20 protein-coding genes are annotated in these 20912 nt (G+C 49.7%); 10 read left to right on the plus strand and 10 right to left on the minus strand.

The window, feature by feature from the left end; genetic code table 11:
- Nucleotides 1–363 precede the first annotated feature (363 nt).
- Together EOE67_RS02065 and EOE67_RS02070 are read left to right on the plus strand one after the other, a co-directional pair.
- The gene (locus tag EOE67_RS02065; protein WP_127697370.1) at nt 364–2016 is read left to right on the plus strand and encodes a hypothetical protein; all 1653 of its coding nucleotides are present in this window, start codon (nt 364–366) and stop codon (nt 2014–2016) included.
- A gap of 201 nt (nt 2017–2217) precedes the next feature.
- Nucleotides 2218–3006, plus strand: a complete 789-nt coding sequence (locus EOE67_RS02070; protein WP_127697371.1) for a type 2 periplasmic-binding domain-containing protein — start codon at nt 2218–2220, stop codon at nt 3004–3006.
- A 60-nt stretch (nt 3007–3066) separates the two neighbouring features.
- Here the strand turns inward: EOE67_RS02070 and bfr (EOE67_RS02075) are convergent, their stop codons facing one another.
- The 6 genes from bfr (EOE67_RS02075) to EOE67_RS02100 all read right to left on the minus strand — a co-directional run bounded on the left by bfr (EOE67_RS02075) (nt 3067) and on the right by EOE67_RS02100 (nt 9119).
- On the minus strand, nt 3067–3534 hold the full coding sequence (gene bfr / locus EOE67_RS02075) for a bacterioferritin (protein ID WP_127697372.1): 468 nt from the start codon (nt 3532–3534) through the stop codon (nt 3067–3069).
- Nucleotides 3535–3537: 3 nt separating this feature from the next.
- Nucleotides 3538–4008: a bacterioferritin gene (gene bfr, locus EOE67_RS02080; RefSeq protein ID WP_127697373.1), complete on the minus strand. Its 471-nt coding sequence runs from the start codon at nt 4006–4008 to the stop codon at nt 3538–3540.
- Between the two features lie 318 nt (nt 4009–4326).
- On the minus strand, nt 4327–5280 hold the full coding sequence (locus EOE67_RS02085; protein WP_127697374.1) for a hypothetical protein: 954 nt from the start codon (nt 5278–5280) through the stop codon (nt 4327–4329).
- Entirely contained in the window at nt 5280–5612 is a 333-nt protein-coding gene (locus EOE67_RS02090) for a PadR family transcriptional regulator (protein ID WP_127697375.1), read from the minus strand. Before EOE67_RS02090 ends, EOE67_RS02085 begins: the two co-directional genes overlap by 1 nt.
- Nucleotides 5613–5821: 209 nt before the next feature.
- Nucleotides 5822–7174, minus strand: coding sequence for a DUF1501 domain-containing protein (locus tag EOE67_RS02095; protein ID WP_127697376.1), 1353 nt, complete (start codon nt 7172–7174; stop codon nt 5822–5824).
- Nucleotides 7175–7187: 13 nt separating this feature from the next.
- Nucleotides 7188–9119 (minus strand): DUF1800 domain-containing protein, encoded by a 1932-nt coding sequence (locus EOE67_RS02100; protein ID WP_206099398.1) that lies wholly within the window; start codon nt 9117–9119, stop codon nt 7188–7190.
- Between the two features lie 251 nt (nt 9120–9370).
- Here EOE67_RS02100 and EOE67_RS02105 point away from each other — a divergent pair, with 251 nt between their 5' ends.
- Nucleotides 9371–10084, plus strand: coding sequence for a VC0807 family protein (locus tag EOE67_RS02105; protein WP_127697377.1), 714 nt, complete (start codon nt 9371–9373; stop codon nt 10082–10084).
- Between the two features lie 136 nt (nt 10085–10220).
- The gene (gene aqpZ, locus EOE67_RS02110) at nt 10221–10916 is read left to right on the plus strand and encodes an aquaporin Z (protein WP_127697378.1); all 696 of its coding nucleotides are present in this window, start codon (nt 10221–10223) and stop codon (nt 10914–10916) included.
- A 49-nt stretch (nt 10917–10965) separates the two neighbouring features.
- Here aqpZ and EOE67_RS02115 read toward each other — a convergent pair whose 3' ends face one another.
- Nucleotides 10966–11781: a substrate-binding periplasmic protein gene (locus tag EOE67_RS02115; protein WP_127697379.1), complete on the minus strand. Its 816-nt coding sequence runs from the start codon at nt 11779–11781 to the stop codon at nt 10966–10968.
- Nucleotides 11782–11846: 65 nt separating this feature from the next.
- Nucleotides 11847–13028, minus strand: coding sequence for a cystathionine beta-lyase (locus tag EOE67_RS02120; protein WP_127697380.1), 1182 nt, complete (start codon nt 13026–13028; stop codon nt 11847–11849).
- 191 nt (nt 13029–13219) lie between these two features.
- Here EOE67_RS02120 and EOE67_RS02125 point away from each other — a divergent pair, with 191 nt between their 5' ends.
- From EOE67_RS02125 to EOE67_RS02140, 4 genes are all read left to right on the plus strand, one after another.
- Nucleotides 13220–13975 (plus strand): class I SAM-dependent DNA methyltransferase, encoded by a 756-nt coding sequence (locus tag EOE67_RS02125; RefSeq protein WP_127697381.1) that lies wholly within the window; start codon nt 13220–13222, stop codon nt 13973–13975.
- Between the two features lie 253 nt (nt 13976–14228).
- Nucleotides 14229–14741, plus strand: a complete 513-nt coding sequence (locus EOE67_RS02130) for a YgjV family protein (protein ID WP_164852192.1) — start codon at nt 14229–14231, stop codon at nt 14739–14741.
- Between the two features lie 106 nt (nt 14742–14847).
- Nucleotides 14848–16164 (plus strand): sphingomyelin phosphodiesterase, encoded by a 1317-nt coding sequence (locus EOE67_RS02135; protein ID WP_127697383.1) that lies wholly within the window; start codon nt 14848–14850, stop codon nt 16162–16164.
- Nucleotides 16165–16172: 8 nt separating this feature from the next.
- The gene (locus EOE67_RS02140; RefSeq protein WP_127697384.1) at nt 16173–17162 is read left to right on the plus strand and encodes a lipase secretion chaperone; all 990 of its coding nucleotides are present in this window, start codon (nt 16173–16175) and stop codon (nt 17160–17162) included.
- A gap of 50 nt (nt 17163–17212) precedes the next feature.
- Here the strand turns inward: EOE67_RS02140 and EOE67_RS02145 are convergent, their stop codons facing one another.
- Together EOE67_RS02145 and EOE67_RS02150 are read right to left on the minus strand one after the other, a co-directional pair.
- Complete coding sequence (locus EOE67_RS02145) at nt 17213–17854, minus strand: outer membrane beta-barrel protein (protein ID WP_127697385.1); 642 nt, start codon at nt 17852–17854, stop codon at nt 17213–17215.
- A gap of 345 nt (nt 17855–18199) precedes the next feature.
- Complete coding sequence (locus tag EOE67_RS02150) at nt 18200–18640, minus strand: hypothetical protein (protein WP_127697386.1); 441 nt, start codon at nt 18638–18640, stop codon at nt 18200–18202.
- 491 nt (nt 18641–19131) lie between these two features.
- On the opposite strand from EOE67_RS02150, the gene ubiD reads away from it, so the two are divergent.
- Nucleotides 19132–20628 carry a 4-hydroxy-3-polyprenylbenzoate decarboxylase gene (gene ubiD / locus EOE67_RS02155; protein ID WP_127697387.1) on the plus strand — a complete coding sequence of 499 codons (1497 nt, stop codon included), beginning with the start codon at nt 19132–19134 and terminating at the stop codon, nt 20626–20628.
- A complete protein-coding gene (locus tag EOE67_RS02160) occupies nt 20625–20906 on the plus strand; it encodes a 2Fe-2S iron-sulfur cluster-binding protein (protein WP_127697388.1) in 282 nt (93 codons plus the stop codon). The genes ubiD and EOE67_RS02160 overlap by 4 nt, the downstream gene beginning before the upstream one ends.
- Nucleotides 20907–20912: the final 6 nt, after the last annotated feature.

The raw sequence follows: 20912 nt of genomic DNA on the forward strand, positions 1-20912 counted from the left end.
TTATCAGTGAATTCAATCGTTTTTATCGATGAATTTTTAAAAGAAACAGCGTTAATACCGCAGATATAACGTCTGGCGACTGACATTGGATCATGGCGTACTACCGCTAGCGCGGTGAGTGCCATTCGGCGTACTACCGCTTACGCGGTGAGTACGCCCTACGATATTTTTTATTCTAAAACAATATGTTAAGTGTGTTTTTGGCGTAGGGCGCGACTCGCCGCAGGCAATCCGCCGCACAGCCGACACTTTGCCAGCGATTTATGTTGACAAAACAGAGACAAAAACGTTTTCATATCACAGGATATTTACAAGGATGCGACTGAGTACGTCTCAGGCTTTTATCCAAACATAAGGATTTTCATGAAGTTAGTGATCAAAATTGGCGTGGCTTTGGTCGTGGTATTGCTCGGCTGGGCTTATTGGCCAGGTTCAGAGAGCGCCGCTGTCGGAACCAACAACAACCCGATTGAGCAACCACAACAACCAAGCCCAGCAGTCCTACCGCCACAATCGGCGAGTTCAGCGCCAAACAACCAGCCTTCTTTGACCGGCAACACTAGGGCCGAAGTGCAAACTTGCCCGTCTGCAGAACAGCTCGGGACATCTTTCCAGAAATTGCAGCAACAGCGGGTCAGTCTGACCAATCAACTGATTGATTTACATATTAAAATTGGTATTAAAAAGCCGGTCACCTTGCAAGCTTTACAGGCAGTTGGTGGCGATTTAGAGGTGTTTCAGTTTCGGCAATCGGCGAGAAAAGAGAACTTTGCCCATTTCGAACAACGGATTCGGCACATCAACATCAACGTCGATAAAGACACGTTCTTCAATGTGCAGGCTGCCATCGGCAAGCAGGATTATGATCAACTGTTGCAACTGATTCAACAACATGACACCGCTGACCGCCCGTATTTATTCACGCATATGGAATTGAGTTTGCTCGGTCGTGTTGTTATCGCTAATCCACAGATCCCGTTTTCAACTATCCAGCAATTTATCGATGCCGGTCTCCAGCCCTTTCTTGGCGATCTGGCAGCGTTTACCGCGCTGGATTTGCCACTGCCGCTGATTGATATGGTACAGCAACACTATAAAGGCGATTTGCAGCAGCAGTGGCAAGACAACTTTCGTCCTTACAATCTCACCTTATTAGCGGCAGAAAACTCCAGTGCTGAGCTATTTGATTATTGGCGTGCTTTAGGTATCCCGGCCAGCATACATCCACAAGCCCCCAATGCTTTTGATCTCATTCCATTGCCCACTTCAGAGCAACAGCTGACGCGACAAATCAGCAAGGTGCGCACTTTATTGGCTGCAGGGATTTTGCCGCGGTCTGCTGACGTGCGAAGCAAGTGGCTGCTGCTCTTGCCTGAGCAAGAATCGCAGCAACTGAGTGAATTACTGCAGCAACAACCAGCATTGCCAATTGAAAAAGACGGACCAGACGCGACGCCATTGCTGGCGCTGCAGCAATTGCAGACTGAATTTAACCAGCTATTACAGCAAGTTGCGGCTTGTCCAAAAGCGGAGCAATGGCCCATTGGTATTGCCACAGTCCGGGATTTACCTGAAAGGTATTATCTAACCAACTTAAAAATGCAGCAGCAGTCATCGCAGCGGATGAAAGATTTATCTGCTGAGAATCTCGACAATACGAAGCAAATGACTGCATTACTTCAGAAAAAAGATTGGCTAGGACTTCAGGATCTAATGCGACAACAGCAAGAAATACCTGCAGAAGAAGTCGATGTGACTGTGATGATGTTTATGATGATGTTTAATGCAAGCTCAGAAGATGTGCAGCAGTTCTTAGGCAACTTCAAGCAATTAAGCAGTGAACATACCAAACGATTGTCAGGAGTCGCGTCGCCGGCACATCGAGAACTGTTTAAAGCAGCTGGTTTTATACTACCTTACAATGCCGAAGCTGAAAAATTGCATCAAATTTTCCGGGAAAGCGAGCAATACAAGAAAAAAGCCGAGCAGCGGCGATCAAACTTACAACAGCAGTAAAAGCTGAAATAAATCCAGGAGATCTATAGATTTTTCCATAGATCTCCCGATTCTACCCTCGGCGTTTTCAGAGGAATTAACAGCAAACAGCAGAAGTTTTTACTATGCTGAAATAAAGTCGGCTAGGGAGAAGCTTTTCAGATGAAATTTGCTTCCTTATGGTTGTTGTACGGTGTTTTCTGCTGTTGCCAGAGCAACGCAATGGAAGTAACGTTTTACAGTAAAATGCCCCCTAACTGGTTAACGTTGCCAGCGCAACCGAATGAATCTATTGATAAAAAACTTATCCGGGAAATTCTGACCCATACAAAAAACCTGCAATATCAGTTTCATCTGGTGAACCATACCAAAGCGATGCAATTAACATTGGAAAATCCACAAGGCTGCATGGCCGGTGTGCTCAGCACACCGCAACGGCGGCAACTTTTCCATTATAGTGAACCATTTACCCTGGTACTTAGCCTGCGCTTGTATGTTTTAAAAAATAGCCGTATGCAGCGAAAATTGCAGTTCCTACGAGATCAGTCTGGTAAAGTCAGTTTAGATTCCGCTTGGGCAAAAAATGCCAGGGTGCTGCTTGGACTTGATGCCGATCGTTCTTATGGTGTTGAATTGGATCCACTGCTTCGCGCTCCGGAAAAATCGAAATACTTATATCTCAGACAAAGTGGCGTCGGTATTGGGGAATTATGGCCAATGCTGGTGCAGGAGCGGGTGGATTTAATCCTTGAATATCCGTTTATGTTGCCAGAAGCTTTTAAACAACAGGTTCATTCTTTTCCGGTGGCGGAAGCAACTGCCACCACAGCAGCTTACTTTGCTTGTAATAAGGGCAGTGCCGGTGCAGAAATTATCACTCGCTTAAATACATCAATCCAAAGTCTGGTCTTGACTGAAGGCTACCTGCAGTTGCAACTCTCTGAAGTCGAATTATCAGCACAAACCGAATATAAAAAACAATATATGGCGCTGATGTTAGCAGCCAACTGAAATAAAAAAGGTGCGGGTTTTCACCAGCACCTCACACTACTCCCTGCCAAGGATCTAGTGTTAAATTTGCGACTGTAAGTAGTTCTGTAAACCAAACATTTTGATCTGACGCAGTTGCTGCTCCAGCCATTTGGCGTGGTCGTTTTCGGTATCGTCCAGCAGTTGCTGCAACATTGCGCGGGTCACAAAATCCTGCTGTGCTTCACATAACGCCATGGTTTTTTTCAGTAAAACACCTACAGCGTATTCAACATTCAGGTCGTTTTGCAGCATGGCCGGTACATCTTTGCCAATTTGCAGCCCATCACGGGTCACCATATCCGGCGTGCCTTCGAGGAATAAAATCCGCTCGATAATCAAGGAAGCATGGCCTTTTTCATCTTCCACTTCGTGGTCGATGCGCTCAAATAACTTGTGCAGACCCCAGTCTTTATACATCCGTGAATGGATAAAATACTGGTCCATCGCGCTCAGCTCGTTGGCGAGCAATAAATTCAGCGCGTCGATAATCTGTTGTTGACCGTGCATGTGTTATTCCCCTACTTTCGATTGCAGGTAATTCGGCAGACCCATCACGCCAATCTGATACTGCTGCGCGTTGATCCAATCGATATGTTCTTCTTCGTGTTCCAGAATTTCCACCAGGATTTCCCGGCTGACATAATCCTGATGCTGCTCACAAAGGGCGATGGCTTGTTTGAGCAGCGGTAATTGCTCTTGCTGAAAATCTAAGTCGCACTGCAGCATTTCTTCGGTGTCTTCGCCAATGCGTAACCGGCCCAATGCTTGTAAATTCGGTAATCCTTCCAAAAACAATACCCGTTCGATCAGCTCGTCGGCTTGTTTCATATCGCGGATGGATTTTTTATAACAGGTATTGTTCAGCTCAGCCAAACCCCAGTTTTTGTAGATGCGGGCGTGTAAAAAATACTGATTAATGGAAGTGAGTTCTGAGGTCAGCACTTCATTCAGCACGGTGATGATAGCGGGATGGCCTTGCATGGCTTGGCTCCTGATTTGGGCGGGTGAAAGCGACGGCTGTATAGAAAGGCGTCGCAGCAATTGTTGAGTATTTTAGTCAACTGACGCCGGATGTCGAGGATTAAAGCTAAAAAACTTGAATAAAATCATACGCATGCAATTGAGAACGCTTCGCTTTAACACCAGAATTCTTGTTAGGTTTTGTATCTAAATTTATGACAGAAAAAACTTCCTGCAAATCAACTGACTAGCGGACAGAGATTTTTAGGACAAGTGCGGGCGGCTAGGTTAGTTATTTTTTGCTGCCCGCATTTAGATGCAGAGGTTTGGTTGGCGGTGTTATCTGGATAACTGCCGTAACCGGTACAGATCCCTGCCCACTTCATAGAGGCAAAATAACCCAGCCAGCAGGAAAATATTCCGCAGTACCCGATCTAACTCGGCAATGGTCAGCAGTCTTGGTAATGGATTTTCGGTACCTACCAATAACATCGGTGATAGCCACAACAGTAGAAAACTCAGGCTGAACACCAGGTTTAACGCGACATTGATGCTCAAGGTAAGTTTGGTCCAGTACGGCCGCCACACCCAGCATAAATTGGCCAGCACTGACACCACTAACAATGCCGAAAGCCATGGCACCCATTGCTGAATTTCCGGATTCAGCGCCACCCGGATACCGGCCAACGTCTCCGCCGACATCCACAGCGGATACCATAAAATAATGAGTAGAAAAATTGAAGTCGCCAAATCGGTCAGTAAATCAGTGGCGCTCATGTGTTGCCAGGGGCGACTGACCGGCGGTAAATCCTGTACCCGCCATTGCTTCGACAGTAACCAGCTATTGTCAGCCCCGCCAGCGCTATAAGCGTAAAACAGCAGCGTCACCACCATAAAAGCAGTCGCTGCCGTATCAAAAAAACCAAAGAGCAACTGCATTAAAAACTGCAACGTTTTGAAATAATCCGTCTGTAAAAAATGAATGCTGCTCCCCAGACACTGCAGCAAAAAGATCAGGCCAAACACGTAAATCAGCGTTTGTTTGTACACCGGCATCAGCTCCGAGCTGACCAAAGGAGTCGGTGGTATATAGCTCGCCGCCACTTGCCGCGGATGTCCCCACTGTTGCAGGGTTGCAGCCACTTCGTCGTCGCTGAGTTTGCGACCCAGTTCGTCCTGCTGATTTTCAAGCTGATCCAGCAAATGCGAACTCAGCTCGCGGCCGATGTCGCTACGTTTGTCTTCGGGTAAATAACGCTGTACTGCGCTGATATAACGATCCACCAGTTCCATTATTGTTTCTCCAGTAAGTTGCCAAGCGCACCGTTGAGTTGTTGCCATTCTTCGGAAAGTTGCTGCAATAATTCACTGCCCAGCGCTGAAAGTTGGTAATAACGCCGTTCCCGGCCTTCGGCTTGTTGCCATTCGCTATCCAGCAGGCCTTGCTCGGCCAAGCGCCGGACCAGTGGATATAAAGTGCCTTCATCAATGTCGATGCCGGCGTCCTGCAATTGTTTACGCAGTGAATAGCCGTAATGCGGTTGCTTTAGCGATGCCAGAACCGCCAGCACCAGCACCCCACGGCGTAGCTCGCCACGCATTTTGTCTAATCGGTTTTCGGTCATGGTTGATCCCTATAGCCTGCCGCTTTGACGCTGCTGAATCCTTTTAAAATCAGCCTGGCAAAATCACTTTGGCATATACTGTATGACGCACACTGTGTGATACCCAGTAAATACTATGCGACATACAGTAAGAAGGCAAGAGCTGAGCAAAAAAAACCAGTGATGCTGCCTCATCCGCAGCACCACTGGTTTTTTTACAGGTAAAAAAGTTATCTGAAAAGCGGCATTACCGATGCATCAAAAGCCGACAATGCCGGAAAAATTTGCCGACGTTGGCTGTCTGACAAGCCAAACCAGCTGGCTAAACTGGCAAACAGCTGCACATTGGCGGTGGTGGGGATCATCCGGCCACCTCCAACATCCAAATCGGAGCCGAGCCGCTGTTGCAGAAGCTGACCGTAGATATCGCCGCCTTGTACTGCACCACCCAGCACCAGCTGATTGCCAGCCCAGCCGTGATCGGTACCATCGCCATTTGACGATAAAGTGCGGCCAAAATCGGACATGGTAAAGGTAGTCACTTGATTGGCAACACCAAGTTCAGTGGTGGCTGCGGCAAAGCTGGCCAATGCAGCACTGAGCTGACTAAGCAGCGCCGGATGCACGGTATTTTGATCATCATGCGTATCAAAACCACCCATACCAACAAAAAACACCTGTCGGCCGACGCCAAGTGTCGCCTGCACACTGATCAGCCTCGCCACCATCTGTAGCTGCTGCGCCAGATGGTTGTCGGGGGCAAATACCGTTTGCAGTGTCGGCGCCTGCGTCAGTGCGTCTGCGACAATCAAACTACGTGCTTGCGCCGCACTATTCGACTGCGCATACAGGTTCGCCAGCGGCTGCGTTTGTGGTGCCATTAACGCTGCTTGCAGATTTTTCATCAGCGTGGCCCGGTTGCCGGCGCCATTGTGCGCAGTTAAACCAGACACACCTTTGGCCGACATGCCAAAGGGCTGCAGCAGCTGGCCACGTTGCCATAAGTTAGTGCCGGATAAACTGATACAGCTACTGAATTCAGCATTGGTTTGTAACAGTTCCAGCATCTGCGCGCCCCAGCCACGCTCCAGACTCAGTGGCTCCTGTCCGCGCATCCAGGTGGCTTGTTGATCATTATGTGAATACAGATTTTTCGGCAACAACGCCTTGCCTTGCTGCACCTCCAACTTACTGGTGGGTTGTTGCAGCGTGCCAACGCCACTGATCAACGCCAAGTGCTGCGCCGAAAAAAGTGGCTGCAACGGCGCCAGTGCCGGATGAAAACCAATGCCATCGGCCACAGCTATCCGCGGACTGATCGGCAAAGCCCCGGACACAGCCAGACTTTGCCGCGCCTGTACATAAGCCGTCAGGCTATCGCCAGCCAGTGGCACCAGCATATTGGCCGAATCATTACCGCCAAACAAAAATACACAAACCAAGGCTTTATAACCGCTCACGGGGGCCGACTGCGCCGCCAGCGCTTTGCTCATCGCCGTCAGCTGCAAAGATGACAGCGCCGCTAGTCCGAGGCCGCCCGTCAACGCCCGTTTTAATAAGTCGCGTCTTGAGAGTTGATCCATGTCAGGTTCCGCCTTAACGCTGCACCGCGTACTGCGGCGAAATCAGGATGAAATACAACAGAGCAGCCGCTTGTTGCTCAGCACTTTGGTTGCTGAGCCCGGCCGCCAGTTCGGTCAGGATGTGCCGTAATTGCAATGGCATCTCACCCGCCAGTAACAACAAAGCATAATGGTCTAGCAGCGCCGTCAGCCCTTGCTGGCGCAGCAGATCGGCATAAGATTTAAACCGACCCAGCATTTGATATTGCCCCGGATTATTCACCACTTCAAAAATGCTCTGGTAGCTTTGGGTATACAGATGGTTTTGCAGATTCAGCGCGTTGCTGTCGGTAACAATTTGCTGCTCTGGCGCCACAAGCCCCAGCTGCTGTAATTCGGTGGTCGGCGCATAGTCCGGGCGGAAAAAGTTAAAGACCGACGGCGATTGCAGTGGTGCCTGCGCATGGCTGTCGGCCAGATTAAAGGTAAGAATACGACCACTTGGCGCTGCAGATTGCAACAATCGCCAAAGGTGGGTGGTTTTGAGTAGCGGCTCGCGTAATTTGCCAAAACGGCTGTTTTGTAACGAATCGCCGCTACGCGCTTCTTCGTCCAGCAAAATGGCAGTTACCACCGCCGTTAAATCGCCACGCTGGCCCTGGCCATTGTCGGCAAACACAGCGCTGACCCGCCCGACATAAGCTGGTGTAGGGTTGGAAGTGACCAGCCGCTGGATCAACTGTTTACTGATAAAAGGCCCGACATTGGCATGCCCGGCCAGATTATCCAGCGCCTGGGTTAAATCTTGCTGCGCGCTTTGTCCTGCCGGTAAAACCGTATTATTCAGCAGTTTTTTTTCACCGCTGGCATGAAAGTCGGCAAAGGCGATCATTGGGTTGATGTAATCCGGCCGCGGCCGGTCAAACCGCACCGTACCAGCGCTGGTCCAGCCGGTAAACACATGGGCAAAACCTTCAATAATACTTTGATCATAACTTGGGATAGTTTGGCCATGACTATCAAGTCTGGGTTTACCATCGGGTTCCAGTTGCACTAAGCCGATAGTAAATAACTGCATCACTTCGCGGGCATAGTTTTCATCGGGTCTGATATTACGCGCCACGTCTGGTTTTTCGTTGCCAAGGTGGCTTAGATACACCCCCATCACCGGCGATAACGTGACTTGCTCCAATAACTGCCGATAGCTACTGTTGGCGCCGCTGCCATATCGCAGTAATAAGTCGTAATAATTTGCCAGCCCAACCGGCTGATTATTCAGGCCATTGCCTTGATCCGACACCACCATTATTTCCGACCAGGCAAACGCCAAGCGCTGCCGTAATTGGTCCGGTGCCGTTAAGGCAATCCGCCACCAGGTCTCCAGCCGAGAGACTGGTGCTGGCCGGTCTTGAGTTGGCGGGTTTTGTAGTTTGTCGGCGTGGGTGGTCACCGGCAAGGCAAGCTGTTGTGCGACCCACTGCTCGGCGCTCATGGTAGTGGCCTGAATGATATCGGCCGCTGTTGGTCCGAAGCTGGCTTGTTGCAGCAATCTGGCCGCTTCAGATGCAGTCATCGGCAAGGGCTTTATTGTGATCTGCACCGTATCCCGGGCGCTCAGGCCTGCTGCATCAGTGACTTCCAGCTGAAAACTAAATGTCGTACTGCGATAAAGCTCGGGCGCAGTAAACTCAGCGCTGGCCTGTGTGCTATTGCTGATACTGACCACAGGCCCGCTTTGTTGGCTCCAGCGATATTGCAAAACGCCGCTGTCCGTGGCACTGCCCAAAAGTGCGACTTTGGCTTTAGCACTGGCTTGCAGATCGGCACCGGCCGAAACCAGCGGCGGTTGATTGACAGCAACTGCCACCGGCGCCGGTGCGGCTTCGCCACCACCACAAGCAGTTAAAGCCAACAACAATGGCCAGCCACGGCTGAGCTTTGGCAAGGTATTCATATGCATCGACATAGTCACTCCACTGTGATTGGCAACTGCTGCTCTAAACCACCTTCATCACTAAACATAGTGAAGATCGTGCTTCATCTCCAAACATTGCGGGTAAAGGTTAGGTAAAGGTGCCGTCAGCGAACATTGACCAGCCACATGTCGGACAGACGTTTTTCATCGTCTTTCTGGCAACTCGCCAGCGCAATATGGTAAAACTAGCGTTATCAACAAGGGCGAATCGTCAGCTGTTATTGGCCTGACCCAGGAATATCATGAATACCTCCACACCATCTGCGACACCACCTGTCGAAAAAAAGTCCAACGGTTTACTTGGCAATCTACTTTTTAACATTGTGCTGCCGGTCATTATTCTGAGTAAATTCAGTACGGAAGAGTACCTAGGCCCAGTTTGGGGCCTGGTGATCGCTTTGGCATTTCCGGTCGGTTTTGGTCTGTGGGAACTGCTCAAATCCGGCAAAGTGAATTTCTTTTCGGTGGTCGGTATTATCAGCGTGCTGCTAACTGGCGGTATGAGTTTGCTGCAACTCGACCCCAAATACATCGCGATTAAAGAAGCTGCCGTGCCTGGCATTATTGGTTTGTTGGTGTGGTTTAGTCAGCACAGTAAATTTCATCTGATTAAAACCTTGCTGGAAAACGCCCAGCTGCTGAATATGGCAAAACTGCAGCAAGTGCTGGAAAGCAAACAGCTGGTGCCGCAGTTTGAACACAAGTTAGATGTCACCAACCAAATGTTAGCCGGTTCGTTTTTCCTGTCTTCGGTGCTGAATTATTTACTGGCAAAATGGATTTTAGTTAGCCCGCCCGGTACTCCAGCCTATAACGAAGAACTGGGCACCATGACGGCATTGAGTTATCCGGTGATCGCCCTGCCCAGCATGGTGCTGATGATGGCAGCCATGTGGTACTTATTTACCCAAATCAGCAAACTCACCGGCGAAGATATCGACAACTTCCTGCAATAACCATAAAAAGGGGGCGGCGCTAATTGTTGAAAAAGCCAACAATTAGCGCCGCCCCCTTTTTTATTCATAATTTTCTGCTTCACTGAAATTGCACACAACCTTGCTGTGCTTCATAAAAAAGCTGAAGGGATCAACAATGAATAAATATGGCGCTGAATTTTTTGGGACTTTCTGGTTAGTGTTAGGGGGTTGCGGTAGTGCGGTGTTAGCGGCGGCCTTTCCGGAACTTGGTATTGGTTTACTTGGAGTGTCGCTGGCGTTTGGTCTGACAGTCCTCACCATGGCGTATGCGATTGGCCACATTTCTGGTTGTCATTTAAATCCGGCTGTTTCAATTGGCTTATGGGCCGGTGGCCGGTTTGAAGCCAAAGAATTACTGCCCTATATCGTGGCGCAGGTACTGGGCGGTTTGGCCGCCGGTGCCGTGCTATACCTGATTGCCAGCGGCAAAGCTGGTTTTGAGGTCAGTGCCGGTTTTGCGTCCAATGGTTTTGGTGAACATTCGCCTGGTGGTTACAGCATGCAGGCAGCGCTGATTTGTGAAGTGGTGATGACGATGATGTTTTTGGTGGTGATTTTAGGGGCCACCGATAAACGCGCCCCACAAGGCATGGCGCCCGTTGCCATTGGTTTATGTTTAACCCTGATCCACCTGATCAGCATTCCGGTGACCAACACTTCCGTGAACCCGGCGCGCAGTACCGGTGTGGCGATGTTTGTTGGTGACTGGGCCGTGGCGCAACTGTGGTTGTTCTGGGTGGCACCGATTGTTGGTGCCGTGCTTGGTGCTGTGGTTTATCGGGTGATTGGCAAAGAAACCACGACTTCGTAGCTGATCAATTGAAAAAGGGGGAGGAGCTAATTGTTTGTATAGTAAACAATTAGCTCCGCCCCCTTATTTTATTCAGGCTTTGATTGATCTGTTCAACACAGGTTGCATCTATGGTTTTTTTGCTCAACATCAGGTGAATATCAGCGCGGTACAGCTCAAATGGCAAAATCTGCAACTGCTGATACATTGGCTGTTCGTCAAAGCTTAGCCGGATGGATGCCTCGTCGACCAGGGTAAAATCGGCTCTTTGGCTTAACACCAGCGCCATGCGCTGCTCAGCGTCAAAAATGGCCACCGACCGATGTTGTACCACTTCAAGCTGTTTTAATTGCTCAAACTGTGCACCGTAAAAGCCTTTGGGATTAAAGGTGCCGATCAATTTGCGACGCGCCAAATCGAAAAATGCGGTTTTGCTGGTCAGTTCTGGATAACGCTGCAGCACCATTGGATGCACGATGACTACATCGACTTCGTGGCGGTAGGGTTTGCTGAACCAGGCAAACTGTGCCCTGGCGTCGGTGTAAGAGGCTCCAAACAATAAATCAACTTTGCCACTTTCTAAATCGTTTAATGCCCGTGATTCCGGCATCGATAACAACACCAGCTCGCTGCCAACATCCTGCATCACCTGGCGGATCAGCTCGATATCGCTGCCGGTGATGGTCTCGTCGGTCACTTTGATATAGGGTAACCAGTTGCTGTTGTAGGGCAACCGGATCTGCACCGGGCACTTTTTTACGACAGACTTAACAACAGACTGAGCGACGCCTTCAACGACGGACTGAGCAACCGCCTCAGCCGCCGTAAAACTGCCGCAGATCCCGCACAGCAATAAGCCTAACCACCGCTTGCCACCTGACTGCATCTTGACTCACCTGTTGGAGCGCATGCGAATCACTATAGCTGAAGCGCTTGCGCGTTGCAGCCGGGTTATTGAGTCACTAAAGCTTGATTAAACCGGTTGAACGCCCGCTCTAAATCAGCAATCAAATCGGCCGGGTCTTCCAGCCCAATATGCAAGCGGAGCAACGGCCCTTGATAAGGCCAGACCGTGGCGGTGCGTAGCGCCTGCACATTTAAATTGGCAATGATCAGACTCTCATACCCGCCCCAGGAAAAACCCATCTTAAAATGCTGCATGCCTTCGATAAACGCCGCTATCGCCTTGGCATCGCCCTGATGTAACACAACGGAAAACAAACCATTGCTACCGGAAAAATCGCGCATAAATTCAGCATGCCCCGGGTTTTCCGGCAGCGCCGGATGACGGATATGCGCCACCTCCGGTCGCTGTTGCAACCATTTCACCACTTCAAGCGCATTTTGCTGATGTTGCTTGAGCCGCACACCAAGGGTACGCAGACCGCGAGCCGCCAGATAAACATCGTCTGCCGAAGCGCAATAACCCATCAGATAACCGGCTTCGCGAAGCGTAGGCCAATGTTTGGCATTGGCACTGGCGGTGCCGAGCATCGCATCTGAGTGACCAACGATATATTTGGTCGCCGCCTGAATCGAAATATCGACGCCATGCTCAAAAGGTCGGAACAACAATGGCGACGCCCAGGTGTTATCGAGCATCACCACGATGTCGTGCTGTTTAGCCACAGCGCAAATGGCCGGTACATCCTGCACTTCCATCGTCAGTGAACCCGGTGATTCGAGGAAAATCACTTTGGTGTTGGGCTTAATCAGCGTGGCAATTCCAGCACCGATGAGCGGGTCGTAATAAGTGGTTTCAATGCCGAGGTTTTTCAGAAGCTTATCGCAGAGGCCGCGGGTTGGTTCATAAGCATTGTCGACCATTAACAAGTGGTCGCCGGTTTTCAGAAAGGCCAGCAAAGCGCCGCTGATCGCCGCCGCGCCACAAGGGTACAAAGCACAACCGCTGCCGCCTTCAAGCTCACAAATCGCATCGCTAAAGGCAAAATGGGTCTGAGTACCACGCCGGCCATAATAAGGCACCTGATCGCCCCGATGGACGGTGGCATGTTTCAGCTCGGCCATGGTATCAAACACAATGGTCGAAGCCCGCACCACCGGCACGTTGACACTGTAACCAGTCCATTTTTTACTGCGACCGGCATGGATAATTTTACTTGCGATTTTCATAGGCAAACCTCAGACATCCAGATGGCTTCATTCTAACCAGACTCGACCGCGTTGTCGCCTGTTAAAACAGCACTCAAACATAACATGAAGCTGCTTTTGCGGCTATAACTCGCGTCAGGCTTCGCTTGTGCGCCAGCCTCAGCTAAAATGCCTACCCGGCGTCAGCCCCACCACCCCAAAGAGCGGCACTCATGTCCTTTAATGCCCTGTACACCGATTTATCCGGTTATTACGATTTGATGTGTGCCGACATCGATTATCAAACCCAAAGCCATGGCGTGATCAGACTACAGCAATTCTTTGGCAACGGCGGCCGGCAGCATCTGGATTTAGCCTGTGGCACCGGCCCGCATATCGAACATTTTCTGACGGCTGGTTTTCAGTGTACCGGCCTTGATCTGAACCAGCCGATGCTCGATTTAGCCCGGCAACGTTGCCCGCAAGCGCAATTTTTACAACAAAACATCTGCGATTTTCAGCTCGAACAGCCAGTTGACCTTATCACCTGCTTTTTATATTCATTGCATTATGCTGCTGATACGCAAGGTTTAACTGCCTGTATTCGGCAAGTGCTGGCGGCATTAAAACCTGGTGGGGTATTTTGTTTTAATGCGGTGGATAAAGACCTGATTGATAACAATACCAAAGTACGTCATAGCGCCAGCCAGATTGCTAACAATGAGCAACAGGACTTTATCTTTGAATCGGGTTGGTTTTATACAGGCCTAGGCGACAAGCAAAGCCTGAACCTGAGGATTGCCAAAACCAGCCAAGGGGTCACCCAACAATGGCAGGATCAACATCCGATGGTCGCCGTCAATTTTGCACAGCTGCGTGCGCTGCTGGAACCTGCGTTTGAAGTGATTTTGCTGGAACATGATTATGAAAAAATCGTGCCCTGGAACCAGAGCTCTGGTAACGCGCTGTTTATCTGTATTAAAAAATGAGCTGTGCTGACATGTCCTCGCATATCCTCAGCACATCCACCCGGGTTCCTGCCGCCGGTTGCGTACATTCCGCGCCTGATTCAGTCGACCATGATTTAGCAACATGCCAGAACTGACTTTCCCATTTATACCCGTCATCCTTGAAGTTGCGGGGTTGTTGGCCGCCTTCGCTCACCCCAGTCACTTAGAACTGCTAAGCTCCTGGGGATTCGTTCAGTTGCCGCCTACCCGCATCTTCAATGATTTTGGGTATATGCTATCGCAACTGCTGGCATTATTCGCCTTTGTTGCCGGTATCAGCGCTTTTCAGCTGCAACAACGTCAGCCAATATTGTTGTGCTGGTTTTTATCCGCCGCACTGAACGCCAGCCATTTTATGGTGTTAGGACAACTTGCCGCTGCGCTGTTTGTTGGTTTCACTGCCATTCGTTTTCTGGTGGCGGCTTATTATCCAAAACCCATATTGATGTGGTTGTTTATCGTGTTGTCGACCTTGCTGTTGTGGTTGACCTACCAAAGCCCGCTGCAACTACTGCCCTTTCTGGCTGCCATCGTCGGCACCATCGGTAGTTTTCAGCAAAAAGTACTGCTGGTGCGAACCTGTATGGCCATCGGCGCCTGCGCCTGGATTTATCATAATATTCTGGTGGGATCGCCAGTTGCAGTCATGATGGAATTGGCGTTTTTAGCCAGCAATTTAGTCGGATTTTTGCGCCAACGGCGAAAGGAGCAAGCGCAGCAACCCGCTCCGCAAAAACCAAAGTAGTCGTCGGCACAGCATAAACATCCGCTAAAAGTTCATCTTAAACCAATAAATCTGAAACAAAATAAACCCATAAATAACAAGCATTTTCTGGCTGATGGTGTTTGTGATGAAAAAAATAATTTTCGGGATGGTCGCGTTGCTGCTGGTATCGAAGGCGGCTCAGGCAGACAGTTATGTCTATATAACCAACTCAACCGCCGAACATGTGGCTGTTGATGTGAACCATTTCAGCAGTGGCTCATTGTTAACGATGGGCAGTCAATGGCGGCAAGAAGCGACCGCGATTCCACCTTATGCGACGCGCCGGGTGCTGGCGTTTAACCGCAATCAGGGCGTGAAACGCAATCAAAGTTATCTCTTCGAAACAGTGCTCACGGCCAATGGTTCGACTGTGATCGCAATGCAAAAAATGGTCGGCAGCTGGGTGGGCAGCAATATTGATCATAGTGCGCGTGCTGACGATTTTCAGGCACCATGGCGCAACGATCGGCAAATTTCCCGCCACCAGACCCGTTATCAGTTAAAGCCCACAACTGTTGGTTTTAAAGCCAACTTCACCGGTGGTTATGACGATTTTTACTACACCATCAGTCACAACACCCAATCGGAAACTCTGGCCAGCGCCAATACGCTGAAAGTACTGTCCTACAACATTTATGCGCTGCCACTGGTGGCTTCGGATATCGAAGCACGACTGCAGGAATTACCAACACATCTGCGCGGTTATGATGTGATCCTGTTGCAAGAAGCTTTTTCGGCCGATTCTCCGGCGATGCTGCGTGCGCTGCTAAGCGAATACCCTTATCAGACGACTATTTTGCGCAAACCACTGGATGGCGTGAATGTTTACAATGGTGGTGTTGCCATTGTCAGCCGTTATCCAATTGGCCGTACTGAGCAGGTGGTATTCCCGGATTGTACCGGCACCGACTGTTTTGCCGACAAAGGTTTTGTCTATGCCGAAGTGATTAAACAAGGCCGCGCTTATCAGGTGCTGGCAACGCATGCCGCCAGTTTTGATTCCGACGAAGCCCGGCAAATGCGCCAGTCGCAGTTCCGGCTGATGCGGCAGTTTGTGGAGCAGAAGAACTTTTCAATTGCCGATACCGTACTTTATGGTGGCGATTTTAACGTGAATAAGCTGAAATTTGCCGACGATTATCAGGCGATGCAGCAAAACCTCAATGCCACAGTACCTGCTGCCACTGGTTATACCGCCTCAACTTTTGATCCCAGAGTTAATTACTACGCAGCGAAATATGACACGGTGGAATATCTCGATTATGTGGTCTTCAGCAAAGCGCACCGGCAACCTTCATTCAGCCGGAACGAGGTCAGAGTACCCAGAACCACCGCTGACGCGCTGTGGCAACGCTGGGATTTATCCGACCATTTTCCGGTGCTAGCTGAGTTTCGCGAGTAATTGCTTTGATGAAAAACAAACTTGGGGTGGCCGGACTGACGCTGCTGGCGGTGAGCGCGATGTTCTGGTGGCAACCGCCAGCCGCCGATGACCTGACAATGGACGATCCGTCGCCGGTACCGGCCACGCAGCATCAACCGGCCACAACGGTTACCCCTGCCGATCCGATGCAGAGCGCCACCACCATGGCGTTAGTACCGGAAGAGGAATCTTTGGTTTCAACCCGGGAACGCAAGGCGGAACAGCTGCGGCAGCAAGTCAGTGAATACCGCCGCCTGCATCAGGCACAACCTGGTAATCTGCAGGCATGGCTCGACCGGTTGTGGCAACAATGTCGGGACATCGAAGCCAGCAAATGTCAGCCACTGGCCGATTTGGCCAGCGAACTAAGTAGCGCAGAACTCGCGGAATTACAGCGATTGCTGAAAAACTATCAGCAGTATCAACAACAGCTAAGCCAGTTGACGATGTCGACCGATTTAACCTCATTACAACGTTTTGAGCAGGTAAAAACCTTACGTCAACAGCTGTTCGGCGCCTTGACGGAAACCCTGTTTGGCCAGGAACATCAATACGCTGCTTATCAGTTTGCGGTGCAAGATCTGCAAGACAACGAAGCGCCACACTTATCGGTTTCGCAGCGTCTGGACAAATTGGCACAGCTGCAACAACAACTTCGCAGCGCAGAACCAGGCTTGATCAGTCCGGATTCAGCCTATCAGCAAGCGCTGCTGTTACTGGGTGACTTACCTCCAGCCGAGCGCGCTGACTGGCAGCAACAATTACGCGCCCGTTACTTTGGCAAAGATGCCGCAGCTGTGGAGGCTTTTGAAACTCTGCAACATCAGCAGCAAGTCCGGATGCAGGCCTACCAGACGGAACTGCTGCAGCTGGAACAACATTTCGCTACGCTCAAAAGCCAACAAGCCGACGCCAGTTGGCAGCACCAGTATGCACAGGCTCTAACCGCATTGCGCCTGAAACACTTTCCTGATTGATGATGACCCGTACAAGCGTAGCAGGAACTTGATTTTACAAAGCAAACATGTCAGATCCGGATCAGCAACGACAACCCAATATTCTGCGTATGAATACCGGCTATTTTGGTTTTTTCAACATCCAGCGTGATCGCCACTTTGCTATTCAAGCCATAACCAACACCCAACCCGGCTATAGCCGAGACGCCGTTATCACTGGTTTTTTTGGGTTCAGGCGTCGCCACACTTCCAGCCAATGTTGTCAATTCATTGTTCCAAAGCAGCGCCCCAAGATTGGCTTTTAAATAGAAACTGTCACTGATGGGGTAAGTACCGACCACCCGTAGATCACCGGCCGAGGTCTCAAAACCACCACTTTGTACCGTCTTGTAACTTGGTTTGCCATCGGCACCGGTGGTTTCCTGCGTCACACGAAAGTCGGCTTTGCCATAAAAGTTAACACCAGCTTCCAGGGCAACATAATGATTAAACTGATGACCAATAAAACCACGGAACCCGGTACCGGAGAGGGTCTCTTTGTAGGTTAAGGGTGCCAATGCGACGGGGTTGATTTGCGGTAAAAACTGGATATTCTGGTAGCTGCTTTTTTGAATGTTCAGCCCAAAATAATCAAATTGATTGTGATCATTTGCCAGTGCCGGTAACGAGCACAAGCCCAGCACGCCGAACATGGTTTTACGGAAGAATTGCATCAGGTTTTTACATCCTTATGAGAGTTTTCCAGCAGCATCCGCTGCTGAGGTCACGACTTACTGCGCGTCAGATAACATGGTTCTGCTCGCTTGCGACGGCGAATAGCCACCACCAGCATTGCCATCATCATTTTTGTGGCAAGGGTGTATTTTGGCATTATTGGAAACTAATACAATCGTGCTGCGGAGTGTGGTTGTTGTTACGCTTACTGTTTAAACCTCTTGAAATAAAAGAAGCCCACTTTGCTGAGAGCACGCTATGGACTATCTTATTTAGACAAAATATCTAATACCCTCATCTAAGCTTAAAGGGTAGCTTAGTCATCTATTTTGATGACCCGTTATTTAGAATGATAAACCACCATTTATCGAGATGCTGAATGCTTGGGTTTGTACACTGTTTGTATAATATCCATGAGCAACTAAAAATACCTGACCTGCATCAGAATCAACTGCTTGGCTTTCAATTACACCATAACCTGGAGCGCTGCTGCCGCCAGTGGTCATACAAAAGGACGCTGTTGTTTTTGGTTCTAGTGTAAAAGGAACACCTAGTTGATTAATAATATGTTTTGAAGCTACAGTGCCATTAAATGGTACGCCTGCGCGATCGTACATTTTAACATTAACTTGGGCACTTGCGGGGGATATATTCGAAATTTTAAAACACGATTTCCCTCCACCATCCCATATATTATATGACGGGATTATCGCAGTTCCGGCAAACACCTTTGGTAAGAATATTGAACTTGCACAGAACAAAACAGTAGCTATACTTTTTTTCATATGTACCTCTCTAGGTTAGGGGAATTTTAATTTTCAGTGATTATTTAATAATATGATTGATTGATATAATTGCTCGCAAAAACAAATTTAACAGATAAGAAACGGATAAAGCAAGGAGTTGCCGATTTTTACTGTTCAAAAATAAACCACATAATACCGAAAGCACATTATAGCTACTTGCTAAATAAGTGATCGTAACTCTGATACATACGCATGATCTTTAGGATTTGCGGAACGAATGGGGTCGGGGAACGAATGGGGTCGCGTCTTGCCTTTTCTGTTAAAAGCTAAAACTAACCGCTGGTGGCATCATCTGGGCTTACTATGCCTCGTTAGCGCTGGTCGCTTTGGAACAACCAAAGTTTTCTGCCACAAGGGCTTTTATCTCCCGCTGAAACTCGCATCTTTAGACTGTTTGGGTATAATGCCAGCATTCTCTCCAAATCAAGTTTTCTGCTGGCACTCAGCAGTCAAAAAACCTGTGGAAGCTCATGAAATATAAAGATTTGCGTGACTTTATCGCCCAGCTGGAGCAACGGGGTTTACTCACCCGTATCAAGCAGGAAATCGACCCGATGCTGGAAATGACCGAAATTGCCGATCGCACGCTGCGTGCCGGTGGCCCTGCCTTATTATTCGAAAATCCAAAAGGTTATGATATTCCGGTGCTGGCCAATTTATTTGGCACCCCAGAGCGGGTGGCGCTTGGTATGGGTCAACCCGATGTCAGTGCTTTGCGCGAAGTCGGTAAATTGCTGGCGTTTTTAAAAGAGCCGGAGCCACCAAAAGGCTTAAAAGACGCCTGGGACAAACTGCCGATTTTTAAGCAAGTGCTGAATATGGCAGCCAAGGTGGTGAAAAAAGCCCCTTGCCAGCAAATCGTATTACAGGGCGACCAGGTCGATTTAACCAAATTACCGGTGATGACGTGTTGGCCTGGCGACGCCGCGCCGCTGATCACCTGGGGTTTAACTGTGACCCGGGGTCCACACAAAGAGCGGCAGAACCTGGGCATTTACCGCCAGCAGGTGCTGGGTAAAAACAAAGTCATTATGCGTTGGTTGTCGCATCGCGGCGGTGCTTTAGATTTTCTGGAATGGCAAAAAGCCCATCCGGGCGAGCGTTTCCCGGTGGCAGTGGCTTTAGGTGCTGACCCGGCGACGATTTTGGGCGCCGTCACACCAGTGCCGGATACTTTGTCTGAATACGCCTTTGCCGGTCTGCTGCGCGGTGACAACACCGAAGTAGTGAAATGTCTGAGCAACGACTTACAAGTACCGGCCAGCGCTGAATTTGTGCTGGAAGGTTATCTGGAACCGGGCGAAATGGCACCGGAAGGCCCTTACGGTGACCACACCGGCTATTACAATGAAGTCGATTCCTTCCCGGTATTGACGGTGACCCATATCACCCATCGCGAAAACCCAATTTATCACAGCACTTACACCGGAAGGCCGCCAGATGAACCGGCCATTTTAGGCGTGGCGCTGAATGAAGTCTTTGTGCCGATTTTGCAAAAACAATTTCCGGAAATTGTCGACTTTTATCTGCCGCCTGAAGGTTGTTCCTATCGCCTGGCAGTCGTCACCATGAAAAAACAATATCCGGGCCATGCCAAGCGCGTGATGATGGGTGTTTGGTCATTCTTGCGCCAGTTTATGTACACCAAGTTTGTGATTGTCTGCGACGATGACGTCAATGCCCGCGACTGGCAGGACGTGATTTGGGCCATCACCACGCGGATGGATCCGGCGCGCGACACCACTTTGATTGAAAACACGCCGATTGATTATCTGGACTTTGCTTCGCCGGTATCAGGTTTAGGCTCAAAAATGGGCATGGACGCGACCAATAAATGGCCGGGCGAAACCAGCCGCGAATGGGGCGTGCCGATTGAAATGACCCCTGCGGTGAAGCAAAAAATTGATGATATCTGGGATGAACTGGGGATCGATTTACCGGCAACCAGCAAAGGTTTATTAAGATGAGCAACCATCGGGTGACAGTGTTGCCAAGTGGCGTTACTTTTGAGGTAACAGCCGGGCAAACTATCCTCGATGCAGCCCTGGCGCATGGCATCGATTTTCCATTTCGCTGTCGTCAGGGCGTCTGTACGTCCTGCGTCTGCCGGCTAAAAAGCGGCACTGTGCACTACCTGCCACCGGAACCAGTCGCTGATATCGACAAAACCATGAATTTTACCTACTGTTGTCTGGCTTATCCGGACAGCGATCTGGTATTACAGCATCCATTTATTCGCGGTTGATACCGC

Origin of the sequence: Rheinheimera riviphila, assembly GCF_004005945.1 — a bacterium.
In the GTDB taxonomy this organism is placed as follows: Bacteria; Pseudomonadota; Gammaproteobacteria; order Enterobacterales; family Alteromonadaceae; genus Pararheinheimera; species Pararheinheimera riviphila.